The organism is Bernardetia sp. (assembly GCF_020630935.1).
GTDB lineage: Bacteria > Bacteroidota > Bacteroidia > Cytophagales > Bernardetiaceae > Bernardetia.
Genome location: NZ_JAHDIG010000010.1, coordinates 1 through 24270, shown reverse-complemented (window position 1 = coordinate 24270; position 24270 = coordinate 1). Strand labels below are relative to the sequence as shown.

General features: G+C 32.6%; 24 protein-coding genes. 12 read left to right on the top strand and 12 right to left on the bottom strand.

Going from position 1 to position 24270, the window contains the following annotated elements; genetic code table 11:
* Positions 1-152 precede the first annotated feature (152 nt).
* Together QZ659_RS04575 and QZ659_RS04570 are read right to left on the bottom strand one after the other, a co-directional pair.
* Positions 153-1022 (bottom strand): alpha/beta hydrolase, encoded by an 870-nt coding sequence (locus tag QZ659_RS04575; RefSeq protein ID WP_291722531.1) that lies wholly within the window; start codon positions 1020-1022, stop codon positions 153-155.
* Positions 1023-1107: 85 nt separating this feature from the next.
* Complete coding sequence (locus tag QZ659_RS04570; RefSeq protein ID WP_291722529.1) at positions 1108-1743, bottom strand: TetR/AcrR family transcriptional regulator; 636 nt, start codon at positions 1741-1743, stop codon at positions 1108-1110.
* A 254-nt stretch (positions 1744-1997) separates the two neighbouring features.
* Here QZ659_RS04570 and QZ659_RS04565 point away from each other — a divergent pair, with 254 nt between their 5' ends.
* Both QZ659_RS04565 and QZ659_RS04560 read left to right on the top strand, forming a co-directional pair.
* Positions 1998-3134: a tetratricopeptide repeat protein gene (locus QZ659_RS04565; RefSeq protein ID WP_291722525.1), complete on the top strand. Its 1137-nt coding sequence runs from the start codon at positions 1998-2000 to the stop codon at positions 3132-3134.
* Between the two features lie 176 nt (positions 3135-3310).
* Positions 3311-4885 carry a PglZ domain-containing protein gene (locus QZ659_RS04560; protein ID WP_291722522.1) on the top strand — a complete coding sequence of 525 codons (1575 nt, stop codon included), beginning with the start codon at positions 3311-3313 and terminating at the stop codon, positions 4883-4885.
* A gap of 91 nt (positions 4886-4976) precedes the next feature.
* Here QZ659_RS04560 and QZ659_RS04555 read toward each other — a convergent pair whose 3' ends face one another.
* The 3 genes from QZ659_RS04555 to sufC all read right to left on the bottom strand — a co-directional run bounded on the left by QZ659_RS04555 (position 4977) and on the right by sufC (position 7791).
* On the bottom strand, positions 4977-5468 hold the full coding sequence (locus QZ659_RS04555; protein WP_291722519.1) for a hypothetical protein: 492 nt from the start codon (positions 5466-5468) through the stop codon (positions 4977-4979).
* 119 nt (positions 5469-5587) lie between these two features.
* Positions 5588-6922 carry a Fe-S cluster assembly protein SufD gene (gene sufD / locus QZ659_RS04550; protein ID WP_291722517.1) on the bottom strand — a complete coding sequence of 445 codons (1335 nt, stop codon included), beginning with the start codon at positions 6920-6922 and terminating at the stop codon, positions 5588-5590.
* 89 nt (positions 6923-7011) lie between these two features.
* Positions 7012-7791 (bottom strand): Fe-S cluster assembly ATPase SufC, encoded by a 780-nt coding sequence (gene sufC, locus QZ659_RS04545; protein ID WP_291722514.1) that lies wholly within the window; start codon positions 7789-7791, stop codon positions 7012-7014.
* A gap of 239 nt (positions 7792-8030) precedes the next feature.
* Here sufC and QZ659_RS04540 point away from each other — a divergent pair, with 239 nt between their 5' ends.
* Complete coding sequence (locus tag QZ659_RS04540; protein WP_291722511.1) at positions 8031-8573, top strand: NUDIX domain-containing protein; 543 nt, start codon at positions 8031-8033, stop codon at positions 8571-8573.
* Between the two features lie 366 nt (positions 8574-8939).
* On the opposite strand, the gene QZ659_RS04535 is transcribed toward QZ659_RS04540, so the two are convergent.
* From QZ659_RS04535 to QZ659_RS04515, 5 genes are all read right to left on the bottom strand, one after another.
* Positions 8940-9500 (bottom strand): TerD family protein, encoded by a 561-nt coding sequence (locus QZ659_RS04535; RefSeq protein ID WP_291722508.1) that lies wholly within the window; start codon positions 9498-9500, stop codon positions 8940-8942.
* Positions 9501-9555: 55 nt separating this feature from the next.
* Positions 9556-10191, bottom strand: a complete 636-nt coding sequence (locus tag QZ659_RS04530) for a TerD family protein (RefSeq protein ID WP_291722505.1) — start codon at positions 10189-10191, stop codon at positions 9556-9558.
* 157 nt (positions 10192-10348) lie between these two features.
* Positions 10349-10909, bottom strand: coding sequence for a TerD family protein (locus QZ659_RS04525; protein WP_291722502.1), 561 nt, complete (start codon positions 10907-10909; stop codon positions 10349-10351).
* A 102-nt stretch (positions 10910-11011) separates the two neighbouring features.
* Positions 11012-12082, bottom strand: a complete 1071-nt coding sequence (locus tag QZ659_RS04520) for a hypothetical protein (protein WP_291722499.1) — start codon at positions 12080-12082, stop codon at positions 11012-11014.
* 245 nt (positions 12083-12327) lie between these two features.
* Complete coding sequence (locus tag QZ659_RS04515) at positions 12328-12831, bottom strand: hypothetical protein (protein WP_291722496.1); 504 nt, start codon at positions 12829-12831, stop codon at positions 12328-12330.
* A 31-nt stretch (positions 12832-12862) separates the two neighbouring features.
* Between QZ659_RS04515 and QZ659_RS04510 the strand changes: the two genes are divergently transcribed.
* A complete protein-coding gene (locus QZ659_RS04510) occupies positions 12863-13645 on the top strand; it encodes a tetratricopeptide repeat protein (RefSeq protein ID WP_291722493.1) in 783 nt (260 codons plus the stop codon).
* Positions 13646-13805: 160 nt separating this feature from the next.
* Entirely contained in the window at positions 13806-15803 is a 1998-nt protein-coding gene (locus QZ659_RS04505) for a PP2C family protein-serine/threonine phosphatase (RefSeq protein ID WP_291722489.1), read from the top strand.
* Here the strand turns inward: QZ659_RS04505 and QZ659_RS04500 are convergent.
* On the bottom strand, positions 15800-17080 hold the full coding sequence (locus tag QZ659_RS04500) for a M16 family metallopeptidase (protein WP_291722486.1): 1281 nt from the start codon (positions 17078-17080) through the stop codon (positions 15800-15802). The two genes, QZ659_RS04505 and QZ659_RS04500, sit on opposite strands and share 4 nt — an antisense overlap.
* A gap of 311 nt (positions 17081-17391) precedes the next feature.
* Between QZ659_RS04500 and QZ659_RS04495 the strand changes: the two genes are divergently transcribed.
* The 7 genes from QZ659_RS04495 to QZ659_RS04465 all read left to right on the top strand — a co-directional run bounded on the left by QZ659_RS04495 (position 17392) and on the right by QZ659_RS04465 (position 23630).
* Positions 17392-18228 (top strand): FkbM family methyltransferase, encoded by an 837-nt coding sequence (locus QZ659_RS04495; protein ID WP_291722483.1) that lies wholly within the window; start codon positions 17392-17394, stop codon positions 18226-18228.
* A gap of 1 nt (position 18229) precedes the next feature.
* The gene (locus QZ659_RS04490; RefSeq protein WP_291722481.1) at positions 18230-18898 is read left to right on the top strand and encodes a serine aminopeptidase domain-containing protein; all 669 of its coding nucleotides are present in this window, start codon (positions 18230-18232) and stop codon (positions 18896-18898) included.
* A gap of 61 nt (positions 18899-18959) precedes the next feature.
* Positions 18960-19979, top strand: a complete 1020-nt coding sequence (locus QZ659_RS04485; protein WP_291722478.1) for a hypothetical protein — start codon at positions 18960-18962, stop codon at positions 19977-19979.
* The gene (locus tag QZ659_RS04480) at positions 19937-20671 is read left to right on the top strand and encodes an ABC transporter ATP-binding protein (protein ID WP_291722475.1); all 735 of its coding nucleotides are present in this window, start codon (positions 19937-19939) and stop codon (positions 20669-20671) included. Before QZ659_RS04485 ends, QZ659_RS04480 begins: the two co-directional genes overlap by 43 nt.
* A gap of 72 nt (positions 20672-20743) precedes the next feature.
* A complete protein-coding gene (locus QZ659_RS04475) occupies positions 20744-21502 on the top strand; it encodes a superoxide dismutase (protein WP_291722472.1) in 759 nt (252 codons plus the stop codon).
* A 153-nt stretch (positions 21503-21655) separates the two neighbouring features.
* Positions 21656-22282, top strand: coding sequence for an outer membrane beta-barrel protein (locus QZ659_RS04470; protein WP_291722469.1), 627 nt, complete (start codon positions 21656-21658; stop codon positions 22280-22282).
* Between the two features lie 109 nt (positions 22283-22391).
* Entirely contained in the window at positions 22392-23630 is a 1239-nt protein-coding gene (locus QZ659_RS04465) for an HD domain-containing protein (RefSeq protein ID WP_291722466.1), read from the top strand.
* Between the two features lie 5 nt (positions 23631-23635).
* Here the strand turns inward: QZ659_RS04465 and QZ659_RS04460 are convergent.
* Positions 23636-24270: SDR family oxidoreductase (locus tag QZ659_RS04460; protein ID WP_291722463.1), on the bottom strand; the 635-nt coding region annotated here is incomplete at its 5' end.

The following is a 24270-nucleotide window of genomic DNA, read 5'->3' as shown; positions in this document are numbered from 1 at the left end:
TTCGCCATTGTTGGTGTCTCACCTACGATAGTCTGTACCAAGCTATAAAATATAAATAGTCATCATATTCTGTGTAACACCACCTTAAAGTTTATAAAAAAAATCCTCCTACCCTGCGTTAAACAAGGTAGAAGAAGCAAAGAATATACTTACTAATAAGTAAGTTCGGTATCAAAATAATACTCTTCAGAGCGAATAGTATTTGAAGGAGCAAAAGTTGTATCAAAATGATTCACTACTTTTTCAAAATAAAGCCCTTGATATTTTTTAATAGGTTCTAAATGTGCTGCATTTTCAAAAATAAAAAGTTCTGTATCTACATTTGCCTTGTCTTTAAAGCGTTTTCCCATTTCAATAGGTGTATGAATGTCTTTATCGCCATACATCAAAAGTATATTTTTGAGATTTTTTAGATGTGAAATCTTATTGATGGGTCTTAATTTTTCTTTTTCTGTTACAGGGTCTATAAACTGCATCACTTTCAAGACTTTTGCAGCTAAAGGATAATGTTTCCAAAACTCTGGAAGAGAGGTAAGAGGAGCTTCAAAAATAGCCGTTTCGAAACTATGAGTAGGGTTTGCTAAAGCACAAATTCCCCAAGCTGCTCCCTGCGATATACCAAAATATCCCAAGGGCAAAGATGGTGTAAGCTCTTCTAAAACTTTTGTTGCAGCCAAAACATCAGCTGGAAAATCAAAACTTCCATTCTGACTTTCTCCAAAGCCGTTCAAATCAATTAAAAAAACATTGTAACCATTTTTTCTTAAAAAATTGGCAATACCACTGCTCAAAAAATAGCCTTTTGAAGATTTAAGCATTGGAGGAACACACAAAATACTTGCCTTGGGTTCGTGTGTAAGAGCAGGAGCAAACAGACCTTTCAAAATAAATCCGTCTGGATTTAAGAAATTAATTTCCTTCCATTGTTCTTGTTCTATGCTTGGTAATGGATTTTCCCAATTCTGAACAAAGAAATTACCAAAAAAAGGCTTTTTAAGTAGCTGTTGCAAAATGATATTCATAGATTTTTAAATTTATACTTACTAATAAGTAAGTTGATTAAGAAAAATTTATTTGAACGTGTCGTTTGTTATAAAATCCTTGTGTTTATTTTTTAGCCTTCAAATTCAGAAAAACTTGATTTTTAGCTATCTGATATACTTCTTTGCCATGTAGTCTGGCACTCAGTAAAGAGCCTTGAAGTGCAAATAAAATATTAAGAGCTTGATGTTTAGGCTCACCTTCAAAATAAAACTCATTGTTCTCTCTACCTTCTTTCAATATTTCACTATACATATTACGTATAAAATATCCTAAAGATTGAGCTTTCTCTTGCATTGTTGGGGGAATAGAAAAAAAATCTGTTCCAGAAGCAGCCATCAAACATACTCTGTTTCCTTTGTCTATCTGCCAACCATACATACCATCAATATATTTTTCCAGTTTTTCAGTAGCAGAAATAGGTAATTCGTCAGTTTTTGTTTTCCAACGTTGTAACTTACCTCTTGCATGTTCTATGATAGCTATTCCCAAATCTTCCTTCGATGGAAAATGATAATGAATGGCAGCATTTTTAATTCCTAATTTTTGGGCAATATGCTTATAACTAAAACCATTGTATCCGAACTGCTGAAACAGAGCTTCTCCTAAATAGATTATTTTTTCTCTAGTATCTAGTGTAGCTAGTTTATTATCCAAGTAATCTAAAGAATAAGATTGAGATGCTATAACAATATTAGACATAAAATAAAAAGATGTTTTGAGTTAGATATAGTATCATAACGCAAAACTACAAAAAATATTTTACTTACTACTAAGTAAGTATGTTTTTTATTGTCCTATCTGATGAACTGACCTAAATAAACCAATGTTAGACAGATAGGTCAGTACCGAATAACATAGCTTCTTAAACATTAAACAACTTCGGATACAAAATAAAAAGTAGAACAAAAAATTGATTATATTTATCAATACTCCCTTACTTTAAAAGTCATGTTATGAAGAAATTATTTTCGCTGTTATTAATACTCTGTATGCTTTACAATCCTTCTATGGCTTGTTTAAATTATTTTTATGGCACAGATAAAGACGGACATACTCACGAGATGACTTATGTTTTGAAAGATTTTTTTTATAAAAATTTCAATACTCAAAAACACCTTAATAGTCTGCGTGAGCTTAACAAAAAGTTAGAAAAAGAGCATTCTTATAAATATTTATCTGATTACTCAGTTACCTTAATGAAGCTAGGAAAAACTGATATTGCTGTAGATATTTTACAAGTATTGCATTATCACTATCCTAATGATTATAAAATTGTAGCAAACTTGGGAACAGCGTATGAACTCAATTCAGAATTAGACAGCGCATTGAAGTATATAAAAAAAGGAATTAAGCTCAATCCTAACTCACACGGAGGAAGCGAATGGATACACGTAAAAATATTGGAAGCAAAACAAAAAATTACTCAAAATCCTTCTTACTTATCTCAAAATTCTATTTTAGCACTTTCAGAAACTCAAAAAAATGATAAAGAAGTTTATACACAGATTAATATTCAACTTCGTGAGCGTTTTCCTTTTAGTTCTCCACCTAATGATGTAATGGCTCATCTTTTAATAGAACTAGCCGAATGTTCAGAAAATGTAGAATCAGTAGAGTACGCTAATGCTCTATACAAGATGGTCAAAAATTATTACAAATATGATTCAGATTATCTTGATGAAAAAATAAAAGAAACTCAAAAATTGAAACAAAAATATGCTAAAGAAAAGATAGAAAACCCTGCTGATACTTCTAGGGAAACTAATCACGACAGACTAACATATCTTTCTTACAAACAATTTCTACAAGAATTTCCTCAAATAAAGATAAATTGGAATAAAATTAATACTGATACAGACTCTTTACTTTCTCTAGCTAAACTAAAAAAAATGCCAAAATCTATTCAAGATAAAACCACTACAACCGAAAATAACGAACCAAAAGATGTTGAAATAGACACAGATAAAAATAAGTATGAACCTGCGATAAAAGAGAAATTTATTCATGGAGGAATCAATTATCCATTTTTAGGGCTTTTTATAGTCGTTATTGTTTTACTTATAATTTATTTTATTATCAGAAAAAACTAAAACCCAGTTTTATCGTTCTTTAAATTGCTATGCGTTCAAAAAAATGTATATTTGCTAGACTTTATAGGATAATAACCCCACTTCAAATACGAAATACTTCTACCCAAAATAATTTATTAAACTTTCATTCAATTATTCATTTTTAATTGTCCATTATCAATTAAAAACCATTTTTTATGCAACGATATTCCATCCTTTGGGCAGACGACGAAATAGAACTCCTCAAACCTCATATTTTATTTTTAGAAAAGAAAGGCTACGATGTAACGGCAGTCAATAGTGGTACAGATGCGTTAGAAGCAGTAGAAGAAAATAACTTTGATATTGTATTTTTAGACGAAAATATGCCAGGTATGTCTGGTTTAGAAACCCTAACAGCAATCAAAACAACTCGTCCATCACTTCCAGCTATTATGATAACTAAGAGCGAAGAAGAGCATATTATGGAAGATGCCATTGGGGCAAAAATCGCTGATTATCTTATCAAGCCTGTTAATCCAAATCAGATTTTGCTTTCTATAAAGAAGATTTTAGACCAAAAACGATTGGTTACTGAAAAGACAAATCTGAGCTACCAACAAGATTTTAGGAATCTTTCCATGACCTTTCAAGATGATTTAGATTTTGATGAGTGGGTAGAAGCCTATAAAAAACTGATTTATTGGGAACTTGAAATCGAAGACACCGAAAACCAAAGTATGCAAGAGATTTTGGAATCTCAAAAGGAAGAGGCTAACATCAGTTTTGCTAAATTTATTCAAAACAATTACGAATATTGGCTCAATGACGCTACTGAAGACGAATACCCAATGATGTCTCACGATATTATGGGCGAATGGGTTTTTCCACTTTTAGAAGACAAAAAACTCAACGAAGAACGTCCTCTATTCTTTATCTTGATAGATAATTTACGCTACGACCAATGGAAAATAGTAGAATCGCTTTTAGCTGAATACTTTACAGTCAAAGAAGAGAAAGTATATTGTTCTATCTTGCCAACCACTACGGCTTATGCTCGTAATGCTATTTTTTCTGGACTTTTACCTTTGGAAATGGCAGAAGACCATTCTGATATTTGGGTAGAAGACCAAGATGATGAGGGTAAAAACAACCACGAAGAAGAGTTTTTGCGCCGACAAATGAAAGAATTTGGTTTTGGAGACACAAAAACAACTTACAACAAAATCCTTAGAAATCATCAAGGAAAACAACTGGTAGAAAACTTTAGTAATCTCCAACAAAACGAACTCAACGTCATCGTCTATAACTTTGTAGATATGCTCTCACACGCACGTACGGATACTGCTTTTGTGCGTGAACTTGCGCCAGACGAAGCAGCTTATCGTTCGGTTACAAAGTCGTGGTTTTTACACTCTCCTTTATGGGATATGTTGAAGAAAATTGCAGAGGTAAATGGTCGTTTGATTATTACTACTGACCACGGAACAATTCGCACGAAGCGTCCTTACAAAATCATAGGAGACAGAAACACAAACACCAATTTGCGCTACAAGCAAGGTAAAAACCTAAATTATAACCCTAAAAATGTTTTGGTAGCCAAAGACCCAGAAAAATTCTTCTTACCTCGCCAAAACGTATCGACGAGCTTTGTATTCACAACAGAAGATTATTTTTTCGCTTATCCGAACAATTATAATCACTACGTCAAATACTACAAAGATACTTTTCAGCACGGAGGTATCTCGTTAGAGGAAATGATAATTCCGTTTATTGAACTAGAGGCGAAATAGAAACGGTAACCAGTAAGTAATTACCAGTAATCAGTTTTAAAAACCTTTTTGAAAGAACTGTTTTAAGCAATTTATTCAAAAAGGTTTTTTCTTATTTTTGACTTTCTGCAAAATCAAGAAGTTTTTGGATAACCTTTGACGTATAAAAATAGGTTCTTGATTCTCTTTTCCAGCTATTTTGTTGCTTATGTTTCGATTTTACTCTATCCGTTGGCTCTAGCACAAAATCAATATTTCTCAAACTTATGTCTTCTGTTGTTAAGAGATAAGATTTTTGATTTTTTTGGAATTCTATTTTTGTAGGTGCAAGCGTAAACTCTAACACCTCAAAATTATTTTTTTGTAATTGTTTCAATATATCATTCAAAACATAATTTCTATAAAAGAAGAGAACTAACGTCCATATTATTATCAAAATCAAAAAAGCAATACTCAATCCTAGAATATCCGTTGTTGTAGAAGTTTCTTTATTAAAAATTAGAATAATACCAATCGTTCCTACAATAATCAATATTAAAACTTCAAAAGAAAGGATAGTATTTTTTAGTAATTCTGTTTTAGAAAAATAGGTCTTGGGCTTCATAAGCAAAAATTGATTTGTGTTTTTAAAATTAGCAAAAAAAATCCTTTTTGTATAAACTGTTTTAGGCAATTTATTCAAAAAGGATTTTTCATCTTCTATTCTTAGTGTTTAGCAAAATACTACACACTCAAACGATTTTCAATTTCACTTACTAAAAACTCCCTCAAAACATCAATTTCTATACTTTCCAAAACCTCTTCAGCAAAGGCTTGAAGAAGTAGTGATTTTGCTTTTTGTTTTGGAATACCTCTAGCTTGTAAATAAAATAGAGCTTCTTCGTCTAGTTTTCCCGTCGTTGCGCCGTGCGAACATTTTACATCATCTGCCCAAATTTCTAATTGTGGTTTTGTATTCAGAATGGCATCATCTGAAAGTAAAATATTTTTGTTAGACTGAAATGCATTCGTTTTTTGAGCTGGCTGACGAACAAATATTTTTCCATTAAAAACAGCTCTTGATTTCTCATCCAAAACGCCTTTATAGATTTCATTGCTGTACGAATTTGGCTTTTGATGGTCAATAACAGTATGATTATCTACATGTGTTTTTTCATTCAAAAGATAAAGACCATTCATATACGATTCACAATGTTCACCCGAAGTGATTCTCAAATCGTTACGAATAAGTTTTCCTGCAAGAGAAATAGTTGTATTGGTAAAGCTACTGTTATCAGCTTGTTTAGCGTGCGTGCTACCTACTTGAAACTGACTTTTTGCATCTGCCTGTATTTTGTAATGCTTTACATTTCCATACTTCTCAACATTTACAGATGTTACAATATTAGTAAGGTTAGGATTTTCTCCCTTCGTAATGTAATTTTCTACAACTGTACAACGGCTGTTTTCTCCTACTGAAATATAATTTCTGACTTGAGTGAGCGTATTCTTATGGCTTGCATCATTTACAAAATACACAAAAACAGGAAGCTCTACTTCTTCATTATTTGCTACTTCAATAACATAACCGTCGGTAGCAAAAGCTGTATTTATGTCTGAAAAAATACTGACAGAATCGTTATTCAAATCAATGAGAAATTTTTCAAAAACTTCGTCGCTTGGATGTGTTTCTGTAAGAGGTTTTATAGAAATTTTACTACTTGTTTCTTTAATAGATGAATGTTTTGCAGAAAAATAGCCATTTATAAAAACCAATACATGAGACTTTAACGCTGTATTTTTATTCAAAAAATAATCAAAGTCGTTTAAATCTACATCTGCATTTAAAGAGTCTTCTCTACTTTGCAAATCAAATTTATTGGAAGTAATTGGTTTTATATCTGTATATTTCCATTCTTCATTTTTCGTAGTAGGAAACTGATTTCTTTTAATGGCTTCTAAAGCTGCCTTTTTGCCTTGAGAAATTTTGTCTGTATTTGTATTATCGCTCAACTTTTCAGCCAGTTCTTCAAAAGGAGCTAAAAAAGTAGATTTTATATCGTCTAGTAGTGTTGTCATGAGGTAGTGATTAGTGATAAGTGATTAATTATTAATTGAAATACACTTTATCATAAGAAAGATAAAACAGAATAAAAACTGGTAACTGATTACTGATTACTGGTAACTGAATCCACTTCTTCTTTTATCCAACCATATCCTTTTGCTTCTAGCTCTAAAGCAAGCTCTTTTGTACCCGATTTTACAATACGCCCTTTATATAAAACATGTACAAAATCTGGTGCTATATAATCTAGCAAACGCTGATGATGCGTAACTATAATTACAGCATTATCTTTGCTTTTGAAGCGATTTATTCCACTGGCTACAATTTGGAGTGCATCAATATCTAATCCTGAATCTGTCTCATCTAAAACAGCTAATTTTGGTTCTAACATAGCCATTTGGAAAATCTCATTCTTTTTCTTCTCTCCACCAGAAAAACCTTCGTTTAAAGCTCTTGTCAGAAGTGAAGAATCTAATTCCATTTCAGCAGCTTTTGATTTCATCAATTTTAAGAATGAAACTGCATCTAGTTCTTCCTGTCCTTTGTATTTACGAATTTCATTGACAGCCGTTTTCATAAAAGTAGCATTGCTCACTCCTGGTATTTCTATTGGGTGTTGAAATGCTAAAAATATTCCTTCGCCAGCACGCTCTTCAGGAGCAAGTTCTAACAAATCCTTTCCTTCAAAATCGATGCTTCCTCCTGTAACTTCATAGTCTTCTCTTCCTGCTAAAACTGAAGCTAACGTACTTTTTCCAGAACCATTAGGTCCCATAATAGCGTGAACTTCGCCAGCCTTTACTTCAAGATTAAGTCCTTTCAAGATTTCTTTTTCGCCTGCACCTGTATCGATACTAGCTTGTAAGTTGTTTATATTTAGCATTGCTGTTGTTTGTTTCTTTTCGATTTTATGTTTGTAACAAAATATCTAACTCTGATAATCTGAAATTATAACTAATTGTTTGAGATTATTTAGACTAATTACAAACTAAATAAATTAGGCTGCAAAGTTCGTAAAGAATTGAAGGAAATGCAATTTTTGTAGTTTAGATAACCAAAAAATCTATGGTATTTCCCTCTGTGGTACTATGTTTCTATGTGTTATAAAAAAAATATAAGTTTATGAATGAAAAAAACGACTGGAAAACACTCTCTACGGAAACGGTTTATGAAAACAACTGGATTCATGTAGAAGAAAATAAAGTCATTAATCCAAGTGGAAATAATGGAATCTATGGTGTAGTACATTTTAAAAATGCAGCTATCGGAATTGTGCCCTTAGATAAAGACAACAACACCTATTTGGTAGGACAATGGCGTTATGCCCTCAACGAATATTCTTGGGAAATTCCGATGGGAGGCGCACCTACAGAGGATTATTTATTGCACGCTCAACGAGAACTAGAAGAAGAAACAGGATTAAAAGCAAAAAAATGGCAAAAACTTATGAAGCTTCATACTTCTAATTCTATTTGTGATGAAGTAGGATATGTTTTTTTGGCACAAGAACTAGAACAAGGAGAAATGCAGCCTGAAGAAACAGAAAATTTAGCTATCAGAAAACTACCTTTTGAAGAAGTCTATCAGATGGTTTTGAGAGGAGACATCACAGATGCGATTAGTGTTGCAGGGATTTTGAGAGTAAAAATAGCACTAGAGAAGTGAATAAAATTTTCTTTTTTTACTTCATTTTGAAAAAAATCATTTTCATTTTGGATAATAATTAAGCTAATGCTTCAAGAGATAAAAACAACAAATCACTGAAAACAAGCAGTTTAGTGTGTTTTATTAAAATAAATTAAAAATTGGATTTAGTTTTGGAATTGGAATGATATAAAAATTATTGCCAAAAAAATATCATATTCCTATGCTAATTTATATCCTATTCTTTTTTATTGGTCTTACCATACTATTTAGTTTCTTTAAGGGACTTGAATTTATATCTCGTTACAACTACAAGAAACAAACTGAGTCCAAAACAAAAAACAGTTTGTAGAATCAAAACACTACAAACTGTTTCTACTCATTTTTTTAAGCATATCTATCCACATACCCTTGTAAACCTTCTTTACCTCCTACACCAGAAGCCACAAAAGACCATTCGTTATTTTGTTTTACTAACCTTCCGAACTCTACATTTGTATCGGTTGGAAATTCTTCATCAAGGTCATAGATAAGAACCTGTCTGTCAGTTTTGACATCCACAATTCGAATATAAGCATCTTTCAATAGTCCAAAGTTATGGCGACGTGTTTCAGCTTCATGAATTGTAACAGCCAAAATAAGTTCTGTTACGGCTGGGTTTATAGTGGCTAAATTTACCAAAATCATTTCATCGTCTCCATCTCCGTCTCCTGTTCGGTTGTCGCCCAAGTGTTGCGCCGCACCATCTGGAGATTTTAAGTTGTTATAGAAAACCAAGTATTCATCAGAGATAAGTTTTCCATTTTCTCCAATCATAAACATAGAAACATCTAAATCTAATTTGTTGGAGGTTTTCATTTCCCAGCCCAATCCTATCATTATTTTTTCTAGGCTGGGTTCTTTTTTGGTAAGGTTGAGGGTGCTTCCCTTTGAAAGTCTTATTGACATAATTTTACGAGATTAGTTATTGAAATAATAATTAAATGGCTATAATTTGACTTGGTTATAAATATTCGTTGGCAATAATATCTAAAGTTTGGCTCATGTGTGGCGCACGAATCGCTTCTCCAATGGCTTTAAACTCCCATTTTCCAGATGCATGGCGCATCATTTTTCCCATTACCATAGAAGTATGTCCTGCAAATTTGGGTTCAGAAGAAAGATTAAATGTTGCCAAAACTTCTCTTACCTCTCTCTTATTACCTTCAAAAATTCGGATTTTAGAATAAGGAATTTCAGCAAAATCTTGTCCTTTATAGGAATTTAGGAAAAAGATTAATTGGGTAGCACGGACATCAATTTTGTTGAGTTCGATTTCAATAACTTCATTATCAAAATCATCAGCCTTGCTATCGCCTTGTCTGTCGTCGCCACTATGCACAATGGCTTTGTCTTTTGAAATAAGTGAAGAATAATATACCAAATCTATTCGGTTTCCTTCTGCATCAAAAACGGCAACACTACCATCTAAATCTACACTTTCATTGCTAGAAACTAAACCAAAAAGTTGTTTTGTTTTTATCATCCCCCAGTTTACGCCAATACAAATTCGGTCATAGGTTTTTCCTGCTTTTTCTAAAGAAATTGAACTTCCTTTTTTAAGATTGATGCCTGTTTTTTTATTTAGTGATATGCTCATTTATATAAATTTAGAGTTGTGATTTAAGATTTTAGAATTGAAAACCAATTTAGAATTAATCGTAGGTCAAACGGCTTGCCTTTGACTATGAAGTGTAGATTTTAGAATGAAATATATATCTAATCTAAAATCTACATTCAAAAATCTGAATTGAATTTTATGCGTACTTATCTACAAAGGTCTGTAAACCTCCATTTTCGCCCATTCCAGACGCTACAAACGACCATTCTCCATTTTCTCTAACTAACCTTCCAAACTCTACATCAGTGTTTGAACCAAATTCTTCATCCAAATCGTAACGCAAAATTTCTCTGTCCGAACTAACATCTACTACTCTGATATAAGCATCTCTCAAAAGTCCGAAGTTATGACGACGAGTAGCTGCTTCGTGGATAGAAGCCACAAAAATAAGTTCTTTTACGTCAGAAGACACTAGAGGTAAGTTTGCCAAAACCATTTCATCATCTCCCTCTCCATCGCCTGTTCGGTTGTCGCCTGTATGTTGTATAGAGCCGTCTGGAGATTTTAAATTGTTATAAAAAACAAAATATTCATCAGCAGGAAGTTTGCCTGAAGCTCCGACCATAAAAACAGAAACATCTAGGTCTAGCTTTGCGCCAGACTTCATTTCCCAGCCAAGTCCGACCATTACTTTTTCCAAACTAGGTTCATTTTTAGAGAGGTTGAAACGTCCTCCTTTTTTTAGCGAGATTGCCATTTTTTTCGTGGTTTTAAAAATTAAAATAGTTTACTGTCGTACGTTGTTAAATATTAAAAAATTTTTGCTCCTGTCAGCCTTTAGCATTAAAAGCTAATAGAATTATTTCCCAAAAAACTTTTTCATTTGTTCTTCTTTAGTTAGCTCTTGTTCTGTTTTCTGATTTTTTTGTTGGGTTGGTTTTTCACCCTGTTGTTTTTCATCTTGATTAAAAAAATCATCAATAACAGATTTTTTTGAAGTATCTTCTTTTTCTGTCTTTTCTGTTTGAGAAAAAAAATCATTCAAAACACTGCTTTTATCTTCTTTTGCGTTAGCTTTCTCAAAATGAGCTTTTATGTCATCTTGTAGCTTTTGGTTGTCGCTTTCGTTTACCGTTTTGTGATGCGTTTCTTTAAACTGTTCTAAAAGTTGTTTTCTTTTTTCTTCCAGCTGTTTTTTTTCATCAGCTTTCTGTGCTTGCGTTTTATTCTCATTTCTACTAAAAATTTGTTCTACCCTTTTGCGTTGTTTTTCTTGAATTTTGTCTTGTTCTTTTTGCTGATAGGCATCAAATTTTTTATCTAGTTCGTCTAATGAATTTGCTTGCAAGCCTTCCATTTGATTTTCGATGTCTAATACGCCATCTACCAAATCAACTTCTATTTGTGCTTGATTTACTTTGTCTTCAAACAAATCTATCTCATCAGAAATTTCCAAATCATCTAAAACAAGCTGTAATTCCCTTTGATTTTTAGCATTTTGAAGTCTGTTGGTTAGCAAGACTTCCTTTGTTTTGAGTTCTTGAAGTTGAAGTGTTAGTTTTTGCTTTTGAAGCTCCATCTGTTGCCAAGTTTGTAATACTTGGGCATATAGAGCTTCAAATTCTTTTTTCTGTCTTTCTAAATTTTCTTTTTGAAGAATATGCGAACTAGCCAGCGATTTATTTTTACTTCTTAAAGCATATTGTAAGGCTGTTTCTTCTTGCTCAATAGCATACTTTATTTGTTCTATTTTTTGATAGAGTTCTTCCTTATTTTTTCTGACATTTTCCCAAATTCTAGTGTTTTTATAAATTGCTTGCTCAATTTTTACCATAGCCACCTTGAAGATTTCACCTCTTTGAGCTTTCTCTTCTTCCCTACGAGCATGATTTTCATTGGCTTGTAAAATTTTGCTAATTCTTTTCCACATAGTTTTTTATAGATGACAAAATAAAAATAAGTTTGTACCGAAATATAAAACAATTTCAGAAGTTTGAAAATATTTTTGAAATAGAACTATTTGAAGTTCTTTACTTTTCTATACGGAGAAAATGTTAAAAAGGATAAGGTACTTTTAACGTTTTTTCTTCATATTCTATTTCTAAGAAGATTAACAAACTGACTTATAAGCAGTTGCGAGTTGTTATTTTTTTCAAGAATTTATTTTCAAAATAGTTATTTTTCCTTCGGAATTAGTAATTTTGAAATTTTTGAAACAGGACCAGGGCATTGCTGTTGGTGGCATTGTAAACAACTTTGAACAAATAAATTAAAACCTTCTACTTGTACACTTTGTTCTTTTCCTGTATTTTGATATACTCTATCTAAGCGTTGGAGCATTATTTTTGCCATAGCATCAAAACTTGGCTTCTTGGTATGCTCATCTGTGGGTCTGGCTATCAAAATATCATCAAATTTGGAGCGATATTCTGACAAATCTTGTGAGGTAGAATCTAAAATTTGCATTTTCATGGTATCGGCATATTCCCACATATTTCGCATCGCTACTGCTAATTCGCTACTAGGGTTGGGAGAACGAGGGTCATTAATGAGATGATTATTGTTTTCTTCTATTCGAAGTATGCCTTTTTCTTTATCTACTGATACTTCTTTGTTTCTCTCATTTAAGCCACAAGAAAATAGACAAAACACTAGCATTACAAAAATTACTTTTTCCATTAGTAAAATATACTGTTTAAAATTATAAAAAATGAATATTCAAACTATAAATACAGCCATTCAAGCAGGTAACTTCGACAAAGCTGTTAAGGTTTCTACAAATATATTAAATCTGTTTACTCAAAACCCAAATGCCAAAGAATTAGAATCTATTTCAGAGGGAGAAGTATTGTTCCGACGTGGATATGCATATTTCAAATTGCAAGAATTTCAAAAAGCCTTAGCAGATTATAATCTTTCCATTCAAAAGGCTGAAAATCCAAATGCGTATAGCGAACGTGGCGTACTTTATTTTACTGTTGGAAAACTATCGGAGGCACTTGTCAATATGAATATTGCCTTAGAATTAGAGCCAGAAAATCCGTATCGTTATTCTAGTCGTGCTTATATACGTGCAGCAGCAGGAATGAATGTTTTGGCAATGCAAGATTATAGAAAAGCGATTGAACTAGACCCAACAGATGCCATTGCTCACAACAACTTAGGACTCTTGGAAGAAAAAGTAGGCTACCAAGAAAAAGCTAATAAAAGTTTTGAGAAAGCTGATAGACTTAGAGAAGAACAAAGCAAAGAAGACAAAATGCTCAGTAAAAAAACAGATACAGAGATAAGTCCAAAAGAAGAAAAAGAAGCTCAAAGCAAAGCTAAAAAAGAAGAAACATCTGCCTCAAACCCTATCTCTAATCAAGAACAAAATCAGCCGTCAGAAGACTCTCCTAAGACATATCAGAGTGCTTTCAAACAAATGTTTTCGTCAAAAAAAGCCTTTGGTGATGCTCTAAAAAAAGCTAGAGAGGTTTACTTCAAAAAATAATATTGGTAAAAAAGCTATTTTTCAAAATAAAATGATTCTTTATAGTCTTTTTTTATAGGTAGATAAGTGTAGATTTTATATATTTGAATGGTAAAAGCCAACTTTAGAGTTTAGATATTTGAGATTTATACTTTAAAATTATCTGTCCTACTTACTATTTATGCTATCCAAATTGAGTTTTATTTCACTAAATACTTTTTACTTTACTCGCTTTATCATAAATCTTGTTGTTTTTTTGTGCCTTTTGCTTTGCGTTTTCAACTCTGCTTTCGCACAAACAAAAATAATACTAGGTACAACTAAAGACACAAAAGGCAGTCCAGTCGAAGGAGTTTCTGTTATTCTTCCCAATATTGGAAAAGGGGTAAGTAATAGTAATGGAGGTTTTACCATAGAATATCCAGCCGCCAAAGGATTTCCAAAGAAAGTAAATGTAGAGAAAGAAGGCTATTCTTTAGTAGATTATGAAATGACAAGAAATGGTCTGAATATTCAGCTAAGAGAAGTAAACAGAACGCTGAAAGGGCAAGTCTTTGCACAAAGAAATGCTCCACTAGCAGGAGCAGAGGTAATTTGGAAAGGTGTAAATTATGAAAAATCGGTTAGAGCAGATGCTGTGGGGAATTTTTATATGGAAATTCCTAATGACAAAAGTGTGAGTGCTTCTTCTAAGTTCATTATCAACGGAAAAAGTGTTAATGGGAAGTTTTTTTCTTATGATGCTAAAAAAAATGAAGTAAAAATTGTCTTATCAGGAGATTTGGCAAATCCTGTCTTAAAAGAAAAAAAACCAAAAGAAGACAAAACAAAGAAAGAAGAAACTAAAACAGAAATACCTGATACCACAGCTACTGAACAAGAACGCATCAACTTAGAAAAGGTAGTAAATGACTTGGAGCTACAAAAAAGTTTGCTTGCCGAGCAAGGCTATAAAATCCGTGACCAAATGGAAAAAATAGCTAATCAGCTCAACGGAAGCAATGTTACACCACAAGAAAAAAGCAGACTACGAAGAGAATTGGAAGCCTTAGCCAATAAACTTATAGAAAATGAAACTGCTTTTGAAGCAGCGCAAGCCGAAACTAGGAAGCTAATGGACAAAATTAGAGGACTTCTCTATGAAAAAGATTCTATTACCACAGCTTTCACAGAAAAAATAGAAGAAGTAGAAAAAGAGAAAGAAATGGCTCGTCTTCAAATGATTATTGCAGGGGTGGTTGCCTTATTGCTTTTGGTAGTGGCTGGAGGTGCATATTTCTTTTCTCGCAAGATTAATAAGCAAAATGAAGATTTAGAAAAATCTAATCACGACCTCAACCAAGCCAAGGGAGAACTAGAAACTAAAATTGATGAAATTCAACAACTGAATAAAGAAGTTACGACCAAAAACCAAAAAATTACAGACTCTATTCGTTATGCTCAAACCATACAAGAAGCTATTTTACCTCAACACATAGAGTTTGAAAAGGGATTTGCAGACCATTTTATACTTTACTCTCCTAAAGATATGGTTTCTGGAGATTTTTATTGGATGGCAAACCACTACACCACCGAAGGACAAAAAACAGTTGTGGCAGCAATTGATTGTACAGGACACGGTGTTCCAGGTGCATTTATGTCCATGATTGGCAATACACTTTTGAATGAGATTGTTAACCAAGAAAAAATATTTGATACTTCACAAATCTTAACTCGTCTGAACGAAGGTGTAAAAAAATCTTTACAACAAAATGACCTCTCCAACGATGATGGTATGGATGTTTGTATTTGTACGATTCATTTCAATTCAGATGAGACAGCACAAGTACAATTTACAGGAGCAAAACGTCCTCTTTATTATTTCCAAAACTCATTTTTACAAACTTTGAAAGGAGATACAAAATCTATTGGAGGACGAGACAGAAAAAACAAACCTTTTACCACACAAGATTTATATCTTATGAAAGGTGATATACTCTACTTAATGACAGATGGTTTTAGTGATCAGCAAAACTCTGACAATAAAAAGTTTGGAACAACAAAACTTTTAGAATTTTTAGAAAAAAGAGCTACTCTTCCACTTTCAGTCCAAAGAGAAGAACTTTATGACGAACTAAAAACATATAGCTGGGGAGTAGAACAGCGAGATGATATTACTATTTTAGGATTGAAAATCTAACCCTCTTCTTCTGTTCCATCAGGCATATAAATCAGACGATGTAAATTCTCTTCTCTGAAAACTTCTCTTGCAATTTCTTGTAAATCAGCAATAGTTAGTGCGTCTATTTCATCAAAAAACTCTTGTAGTGTAACCATTCTACCAAAGTCTAAAAATGATTTCCCCATTCCTATCATCAATCCAGAATTACTCTCACTTGCCATAGCTAGTTGTCCTTTAAATTGCTGTTTGGCTGTATGAAAAAGTCCACTTCCTAACGGTTTTTCTTTTAGTAAATCAAGTTGTTTTAATACTAAATTCAGACTTTTATTCAAATTCTTTTTTTCTGTAGCAAATGAAATAGCAAACATACCCGAATCGCTATATGCAGAAAATCCAGCATCGACAGAATATACCAAACCATATTTTTCTCTAAGCGAAAGGTTGAGACGAGAATTAAGGGCAGGACCTCCCAAGTAGTTTATTAGAAGAGCAAAGGGAATACGTTTTTTATCATGTAAATTATAGGATGCTCCTCCAATCATACAATGTGCCTGTGAGATAGATTTTGGCTTGATAATATGTTGTGCCTTTACAAATGGAGCAGGCTTTCTATATAAAGTAGAAGAAAAGACTGGAATATCAGCAATATACTTTTCTACCATTTTCTTGACTTTCTCAAAAGATAAACGACTTACAGAAGAAAAAACTAAACGACTTGTATCCAAATTTTGACTCACAAACTCTTCAAAGTCAGTACGTTTGAAACGCTTTACGCTTTCTGCCGTACCTAAAATTTGTTTTCCTAAAGCATGTGTTCCAAAAACAACCTCATCAAACTCATCATCTAATAAATCTACTGGATTGTCTTTATACATCGCCATTTCTTCCAAAATAACACCTCGTTCTTTTTCAATTTCTTTATCTGGAAAAATAGAACGGAAAGCAATATCAGAAAGAATATCAATGGCTTTTTCTGTGTGTTCGTCTAAAACAGAGGCATAAAAAACAATTTTTTCTTTTGTTGTGAAGGCATTGAGTTCTCCCCCCACAGCATCCAAACGATTGATAATGTGAAAAGCTTTGCGTTTTTGTGTTCCTTTAAATGCCATGTGTTCCCAAAAATGAGCAATTCCTTCTTGGTGTGCCTTCTCATCTCTACTTCCTACTTCCAAACTAAAACCACAATGTGCTATTTTTGTATGATTGACTCTACAATGCACCAAACGAATACCGTTAGGGAATGTATAAACTTGATAATTGTCTAATGTATTTGCTGAATTATTTTCTAAACTCATCTCTATTTTAAATCGTCTTTTATTTTTCAATTTACAAAGTAACGAATAAGTATTGGTTTTGTCTAATCTTCTAAGTCATTTCAGTGTTGCATAAGTATTCGTAAAGTATTTTATGTACCTTTATCAAATTAAATATTTCCAAATAAGAAATGTTATCACGGTTAATTTTGTACACCAGTCTGGAAGACTGGTCTGTAAAATCCAAAACATAAGTTTTGGATTGAAATAAAGTCTTTTTAGTCTTTGTCGTCAGACTGGAAGTCTGACCTACGTAAATAACCGTGATAACCTTTAAGCTATTTCATTAAAATATGAGTAAAAAAATAGTTGAAGATATATATCATCCAATAGCTTTATTGTATGATATATATAACGAACAAGACAAGCTAACTATCTTTGATATTGGTGCTTGTGAAGGAGAAAGTTCCATTTTTTATTCAGAACATTTTCCAAATGCAACCTTGTACACTTTCGAACCTGTTCCTTCAAATTTTAGTTTAGTTAAACAAAATACAGCTTCGTACAACAACATTAATCCCTTTCAAATTGCTTTGAGTAATGAGAATGGTACAGCAACCTTTCATGTTTCTTCAGGAACTCCAGAAGGTAAAGATGATAATGTGAATTATGGAAATAAATCTAGCTCTTTACTTTCTCCAGAGCTTCACACAGACACTCACAAGTGGCTGAAATTTGAAGAAAAAATAGAGGTCAGAACTCAAATTTTATCAGATTTCTGTCAAGAAAAAAATATCTCAAAGATAGATTTTATTCATATAGATGTACAGGGAGCTGAATTGATGGTATTTGAAGGAGCTAATCAAATTATCAATGCTATTGATTGTATTTGGATGGAAGTCGAAGAAGTTGAGTTATACAAAGGGCAACCCTTAAAGCCCGATGTAGAAAAGTTTATGTATGCCCGAGGCTTTTTTAAAATTTTAGATACTACAAATGGTCTTTCTGGTGATCAGTTTTATGCTAGAAAAGAATTTTATATAGCAAAAAGAGGCAAAATAGCATTTTATTATACTTTTTTGAAAGCCTATACTGCTGAAAAAATAAAAACCTTTAAAAGAACACTATTTTACAGACAAGCTAGTTATTTCAAAAATAGAATCTTAGAACGTTTGGGATTGAAAAAGTAAAATGTCTGACATTAATAATACTACCATCTACCTTTTCTCTGGCTTGGGGGCAGACAAGTCTGTATTTGAAGGCTTTTCTTTTCTTAATAATCGAAAACACAAATTCATAGAATGGGAAAGACCAAAAAGTAAGGTTTTAGAAGAGTATGCTTTACAACTTTCATCGCAGATAGACACAACCCAAAAAGTAATTTTGATAGGTGTGTCTTTTGGAGGAATGTTAGTGTCAGAGCTATCAAAGCACATTAAAACTGAAGAGGTTATTTTGATTTCTAGTGCATCTACCCCAAAAGAGCTTCCATTTTTGTACAGGGTATTAGGAAAGTTGAAACTTTATTTTTTCATTCCTACACTGCTTCTCAATAAACCTAACAGATTGCTTAGTTTTGCTTTTGGAGTAAGTATCAAAAAATACATAAAAGAACGAAAACAACTTTCTCAAATCATCAAAAATACAAACCCAAAGTTGGCAAAATCTTTTATAAAGATGATTATGACTTGGAAAGACAACCATTTGGAGCGTACAAACTCTATCCTTAGAATACATGGCGATAAAGATATGATTATTCCTGCTCCAAAAAATTGTCATTTTATAGTAAAAGATGGAGCACATTTTATGATTCTGACACATTTAAAAGAGATTGATTTATACCTTCAAACAGTTTTGTAATTAAATCTAGTTTTTTACTACTGATGAGTTATCTATAATACTATATTTTGATCAGTTTTCTATGATTTTGTTTTTGGTAAAATTACGTTTCAAACAGCTTTTCAGAGTATTGAGTGAGTTTGGACTGGTAAGGGGCATTATACTATTACTTTTAGTTGGTGTTGGAATAGGCTATTTTTATGAAAAGTTTTTTGTTTTAGAGTCTTATCAAATTGAACTGATTTTCTTAGCACTTATTTTCTCTCTTCATCAAAATAGAAATGACTATCATTTTCTATCTTATCTCTCAAAAAATCAAACTAAAAATAGTGGTTTCAGAATCCGTACTGTAGAATACACTTCTTTATTTTTCCTCTTCCACTTTCCATTATTTTTTGTATTGGAAATCAGTTGGCATCAGTTGATTTATTTTTTTATCTCTTTTATATTGTCTGTTTTTCTAGCATTTTACTCTCCAAAAAACGTAAAAAGCATCCATTTTGCGCTATTTTTCAAAAAAATAATCTTACTCATTCCACTAAGTGTTTGGGAGTGGCGCATGACGCTGCGTAAGAATACTGTTTTTTTCCTGCTTTACATTCTAGGATGTATCATTTGTGTTTTTTGGGCAGCATTGCCTTATATTTTACTTTTTTATGCTCTTTTTTTAACTGAAATCTACAATCATTTAGAGCCGAAAGAACTCATACAATCCTATCAAACCAAGCAAAAATTTTGGAACAACCGACTTTCATCAGCTTTTCTATTTGGTAATCTAATTTTTCTACCTCATTATGTAATCACTTTTCTCAATCTTTTGGGTATCAAATTTATTTTTTTTGACATAAGTTATTCTACAGCTAACTTTCCACCTCTTGTATTTTTAGGCATACTAGCTGGTTGTTTTATTCTCTATAATTTGATTTTATTTCAGTTGATAGTTTACAAATATTCTAGCTTAGATAATCAAAATGGAAAAACTTTGAATATGTTTCCCATCACTATCTTCATTCTTATTTCTATCTTTTTACCTGTTTCACTTTTTATTTTTTATCAGACATGGAAGAAAGCCAATCGGAAAGTAGCTTTGCTATTGAATTAGAAAATATTAATTTTCAATATCCTAACTCCAACAAAAATATTTTAAATGAACTTTCACTTTACGTAGAAAAAGGAACTATCCACGGAATTTTGGGAGACAATGGAGCAGGAAAAACAACACTTTTTAATCTTATTTTTGGATTTTTAGAGCCTACAAAGGGAGTATCTCTCATTCAAAATAGTATTGCATTCCTGCAAACAGAAAACTATTTTTATCCCTACATCACAGGGAAAGAACATTTGTTTTTAAGTATTGATTTTGCTAGTCAGAACAAAGAAAAGCAAAAAGAAATAGAGCAAAAAATAAAAGATTGGAACGAGCTTTTCGAACTTCCTTTGCAAGATTTTGCTCACAGTTATTCGACAGGAATGAAACGCAAATTAAGTCTTTTGAGTATTTTACTTTTGGAGAAACAAATCATCATTTTAGATGAGCCTTTCAACGGTTTAGACTTACAAACTTCTGAAATTGTACATCTGATTATTCAAAAACTCAAAAACACAGGCAAAACTGTATTACTTTCCTCACATATATTAGAAACAGTTTTTCGACACGCAGATAAAATTAGCTTTTTGGAGAAAGGAAAAATCATTCATTCTTACTCCCAAAATGAGTTTGAAAGCTTAAAAGAATTTATAGAAAATAAATTTGGCAAAACTAATCAAGAAAAAATTGATACCTTGTTAAGGTAAACTTTTCAAAACTATTTGATTGGTATTTGGATTATAGAAATATCAAACTACAACTATACTCTATTTTTTTTTATGGACAAACGTACTTTTCTCAAAACAGCTAGTTTAGCTACTATCGGAATCATATTAAATCCTCTTTCTGCTTGCGACTCCTCTAATAAAGATACTTCAAAAGTAAATGCAGATTCGACAGCAGTCGCCACAGAAAACGGTCTTTTTACACTCAAATCTCCGTTTGAGTTGCCAGCACTACCTTATGAATTTGCTGCTCTTGCTCCCAATATTGATAAGCAAACAATGGAAATTCATCATGGAAAACACCATCACGGCTATGTAAACAAACTCAATGCAGCTATTGAAGGAACAAAATTTTCTACCCAAAATCTAAGAGAAATCTTGGAAAGCATAGGCGATAACGATACAGCCGTTCGCAACAATGGAGGGGGACACTACAACCACAGTCTTTTTTGGGAATCCTTATCTCCAAAAAATCAAGTTCCGACAGAAAATCTGAAATCTGCCTTGGAGAAAGATTTTGGTTCGTATGAAGCCTTCAAAAAAGCATTTACAGAGGAGGCAAAAGGTGTTTTTGGCTCAGGTTGGGCGTGGCTTTGTAAAGCTGGTGATGGAAAACTCTTCATTACTTCGACACCAAATCAAGATAACCCACTGATGAAAAATCTAGTAGATGAAACAGGAACTCCAATCTTAGGGCTAGACGTTTGGGAACATGCTTATTATCTCAACTATCAAAACAAACGTGGAGACTATATTGAGAATTTCTATAAAGTTATTAACTGGGAGAAAGTAGAAGAGCGTTTTAAGGCTTAATATGTAGCTCACTCTTCAGAGTAAGAAGCATTGTCATAAGCAGATACAAATGTAACTCGTAAGAGTTATTAGAATTTTATTTTGTACTTTGTAAAGAAATAATAACCTTTTCGGAATACTATAGCATTGACTTATTTCTTAATTCATTTAAAAATGAAAAAGTATTTTAAATTTATTTTCTTAACTCTATTTTTCAGTTGTGTATTTGTATCTGTTTTTGCTCAAAAAATTCATGTAGGCATCCAAACAGGCATAAACAGTGCTAATCATTTTCCTAATGTCGAATACTCAAAAGATGTTGTCAGATTCAATTTAGGTAGTGTTTTGACCTATCAGCTAACTCCAAAAATTAGTTTTTCACTAGAAAATGGATATTCTCAACAAGGAAATAGCTGGCAGGAAGGAAAATATGAAACCTTTACGCACTTAGAATACTTTAGAAATGCCATCTTACTAAACTATTCGTTCTTTAAAGAAAATGTAAAAATTCGCCCTCTTATTCAAACTGGTTTTTATTATAGTTTTTTACTAGATATGCGTTCGGATGGAGATTATAGAGAAGGTTTTTTCAACTCTACTGACAAAGGAGTAGTTTTTAAAGTAGGTACAAGAATAAAATTAAGCGATAAATTTTATATCGCTCCAGTATTTATATTCGAAAAAGGCTTTGATGGAATTGTAAATCCTTTACCTAATGAATGTTTAATAGCTATGCCTCAAAATAGAACACTATCAGCAAATATTTCAATAATGTATAAAGTTCCTACAAGAAAAAACTAAATTATTTCACACTAGCCTTTTTGAAAAACTCTTTGAAGCCAAAAACTTCGAAGAGTTTTTTTGTTTGTATTTTTACAGTATAATTCTATTCCGACTTATCCATTTTCAGATGAACGACTACCCACAACAACGCAAAATCATCAACGACCCTGTTCACGGTTTTATTCGTATTCCTTCAAAACTCATTCTCCAACTTATCAATCATCCATACTTTCAACGTTTGAGAAGAATAAAACAGCTAGGACTGACAGAATTTGTCTATCCAGGTGCGCTTCACACTCGTTTTCATCACGCTTTGGGGGCTATGAACCTTATGCGAATGGCATTAGATACTTTGAGATTAAAAGAACACAAAATTTCTCATAAAGAATACGAATCTGCTCTTATTGCCATTCTGCTGCACGATGTCGGACACGGAGCTTTTTCTCATGCTTTAGAATGTACTATTCTGAAAGACTGCCATCACGAAGAACTTTCTCTCTTGATAATGGAAAAACTAGATAAAGAATTTAATGGAAGACTTCGAACAGCCATCGATATTTTTAAAGGGAATTATCATCGTCCGTTTTTTCATCAGCTAGTTTCTGGGCAGTTAGATATGGACAGGATGGACTACTTGCAAAGAGACTGCTTTTTTACTGGTGTTTCGGAAGGGACAATCGGAGGAGAAAGAATTATCAGAATGCTGAATTTGAGTGATGATAAATTAGTTGTAGAAGAAAAAGGAGTATATAGCATAGAACACTTTTTAAATGCTCGTAGAATGATGTATTGGCAGGTGTACCTACACAAAACTACCGTTTCGACAGAACAAATGCTTATTCAGACCATTCGTAGAGCAAGATATTTGACACAAAACGGAGAAAAACTATTCTCTACGCCTTCGCTTTCCTTTTTTATTCAGAATGAGATTACGCTTCATCAGTTCGAAAAGCAGCAAAATGTATTAGAAAACTTCATTCAATTAGACGATTATGATATTTGGGCAAGTATAAAAGTTTGGACAAACCATAGCGACAAAATTCTATCTTCTCTTAGCAATATGCTTGTAGGTCGTCGTCTTTTCAAAACACACCTTACAAGCGAGGAACTAGACCAAAATTTTAAAAATGAGATAAAAGAAAAAGTAAAGGCTACTTTTGGAATAAAAGATGAAGATTTATCTTTTTTAGTCTGTGAAGGAAATATTACCAACTCTGCGTATGCTCTTGGCACAGGCGAAGAGATTTGCATTTTGAGGAAAACAGGAGAAGTCATTGATATTACCAATGCTTCTGATATTCCTTATCTTCAATCGTTTACACAGCCTGTTACAAAAAACTACTTTTGTTATCCTAAAATGAAATAAATTTATCAAAAAACACTCACACTCATTCCACCATCCACAGTAATATTCTGTCCTGTGAGGTAAGACGATTTGTCCATTGCTAAAAAGGCAATAACAGCAGCCATTTCTTCTGCTTCTGCAATTCTTCTTAGAGGAGTAGCAGAAATTATCTTATCTAATTTCTCTTTATTCTCAAAAACAGCTTCTGTAAGTGGCGTTTTGGTGTACCACGGCGAAACTGTATTGACACGAATATTGTCTTTTGCCCATTCGGTGGCTAGGCTTCTTGTTTGCTGGTTGATTCCTCCTTTCGTCATGGCATACGGCAAACCACTATTTACGTCTTGGTTTCCTGCTACCGAACCCACATTTATCACGGAAGCCTTTCCAGACTTTTGGAGATACGGATACAATGTTCTTGCAACTTCAAAAGGCGCAATCAGATTAATTTCTACTATTTTTCTGTATTCTTCTTCGCTATATTCTAAAGCTGATTTTCTGATATTTATTCCAGCATTATTTACCAAAATATCTAGTTTTCCGAAATTTTCATCTATCCAGTTAGCTACTTTTTCTCTGTCTGTTTTATTTGTAACATCTGCTCTAATTCCTTTGACAGTAGCATTTGGAAACTGTTTTTTGAGTTCTTTTTCTAGCACAC

Excerpts from the sequence above, each read along its gene's own strand:
- QZ659_RS04575 (WP_291722531.1), bottom strand. The coding sequence starts at position 1,022 with ATGAATATCATTTTGCAACAGCTACTTAAAAAGCCTTTTTTTGGTAAT.
- QZ659_RS04570 (WP_291722529.1), bottom strand. The coding sequence starts at position 1,743 with ATGTCTAATATTGTTATAGCATCTCAATCTTATTCTTTAGATTACTTG.
- QZ659_RS04565 (WP_291722525.1), top strand. The coding sequence starts at position 1,998 with ATGAAGAAATTATTTTCGCTGTTATTAATACTCTGTATGCTTTACAAT.
- QZ659_RS04560 (WP_291722522.1), top strand. The coding sequence starts at position 3,311 with ATGCAACGATATTCCATCCTTTGGGCAGACGACGAAATAGAACTCCTC.
- QZ659_RS04555 (WP_291722519.1), bottom strand. The coding sequence starts at position 5,468 with ATGAAGCCCAAGACCTATTTTTCTAAAACAGAATTACTAAAAAATACT.
- sufD (WP_291722517.1), bottom strand. The coding sequence starts at position 6,922 with ATGACAACACTACTAGACGATATAAAATCTACTTTTTTAGCTCCTTTT.
- sufC (WP_291722514.1), bottom strand. The coding sequence starts at position 7,791 with ATGCTAAATATAAACAACTTACAAGCTAGTATCGATACAGGTGCAGGC.
- QZ659_RS04540 (WP_291722511.1), top strand. The coding sequence starts at position 8,031 with ATGAATGAAAAAAACGACTGGAAAACACTCTCTACGGAAACGGTTTAT.
- QZ659_RS04535 (WP_291722508.1), bottom strand. The coding sequence starts at position 9,500 with ATGTCAATAAGACTTTCAAAGGGAAGCACCCTCAACCTTACCAAAAAA.
- QZ659_RS04530 (WP_291722505.1), bottom strand. The coding sequence starts at position 10,191 with ATGAGCATATCACTAAATAAAAAAACAGGCATCAATCTTAAAAAAGGA.
- QZ659_RS04525 (WP_291722502.1), bottom strand. The coding sequence starts at position 10,909 with ATGGCAATCTCGCTAAAAAAAGGAGGACGTTTCAACCTCTCTAAAAAT.
- QZ659_RS04520 (WP_291722499.1), bottom strand. The coding sequence starts at position 12,082 with ATGTGGAAAAGAATTAGCAAAATTTTACAAGCCAATGAAAATCATGCT.
- QZ659_RS04515 (WP_291722496.1), bottom strand. The coding sequence starts at position 12,831 with ATGGAAAAAGTAATTTTTGTAATGCTAGTGTTTTGTCTATTTTCTTGT.
- QZ659_RS04510 (WP_291722493.1), top strand. The coding sequence starts at position 12,863 with ATGAATATTCAAACTATAAATACAGCCATTCAAGCAGGTAACTTCGAC.
- QZ659_RS04505 (WP_291722489.1), top strand. The coding sequence starts at position 13,806 with ATGCTATCCAAATTGAGTTTTATTTCACTAAATACTTTTTACTTTACT.
- QZ659_RS04500 (WP_291722486.1), bottom strand. The coding sequence starts at position 17,080 with ATGAGTTTAGAAAATAATTCAGCAAATACATTAGACAATTATCAAGTT.
- QZ659_RS04495 (WP_291722483.1), top strand. The coding sequence starts at position 17,392 with ATGAGTAAAAAAATAGTTGAAGATATATATCATCCAATAGCTTTATTG.
- QZ659_RS04490 (WP_291722481.1), top strand. The coding sequence starts at position 18,230 with ATGTCTGACATTAATAATACTACCATCTACCTTTTCTCTGGCTTGGGG.
- QZ659_RS04485 (WP_291722478.1), top strand. The coding sequence starts at position 18,960 with ATGATTTTGTTTTTGGTAAAATTACGTTTCAAACAGCTTTTCAGAGTA.
- QZ659_RS04480 (WP_291722475.1), top strand. The coding sequence starts at position 19,937 with ATGGAAGAAAGCCAATCGGAAAGTAGCTTTGCTATTGAATTAGAAAAT.
- QZ659_RS04475 (WP_291722472.1), top strand. The coding sequence starts at position 20,744 with ATGGACAAACGTACTTTTCTCAAAACAGCTAGTTTAGCTACTATCGGA.
- QZ659_RS04470 (WP_291722469.1), top strand. The coding sequence starts at position 21,656 with ATGAAAAAGTATTTTAAATTTATTTTCTTAACTCTATTTTTCAGTTGT.
- QZ659_RS04465 (WP_291722466.1), top strand. The coding sequence starts at position 22,392 with ATGAACGACTACCCACAACAACGCAAAATCATCAACGACCCTGTTCAC.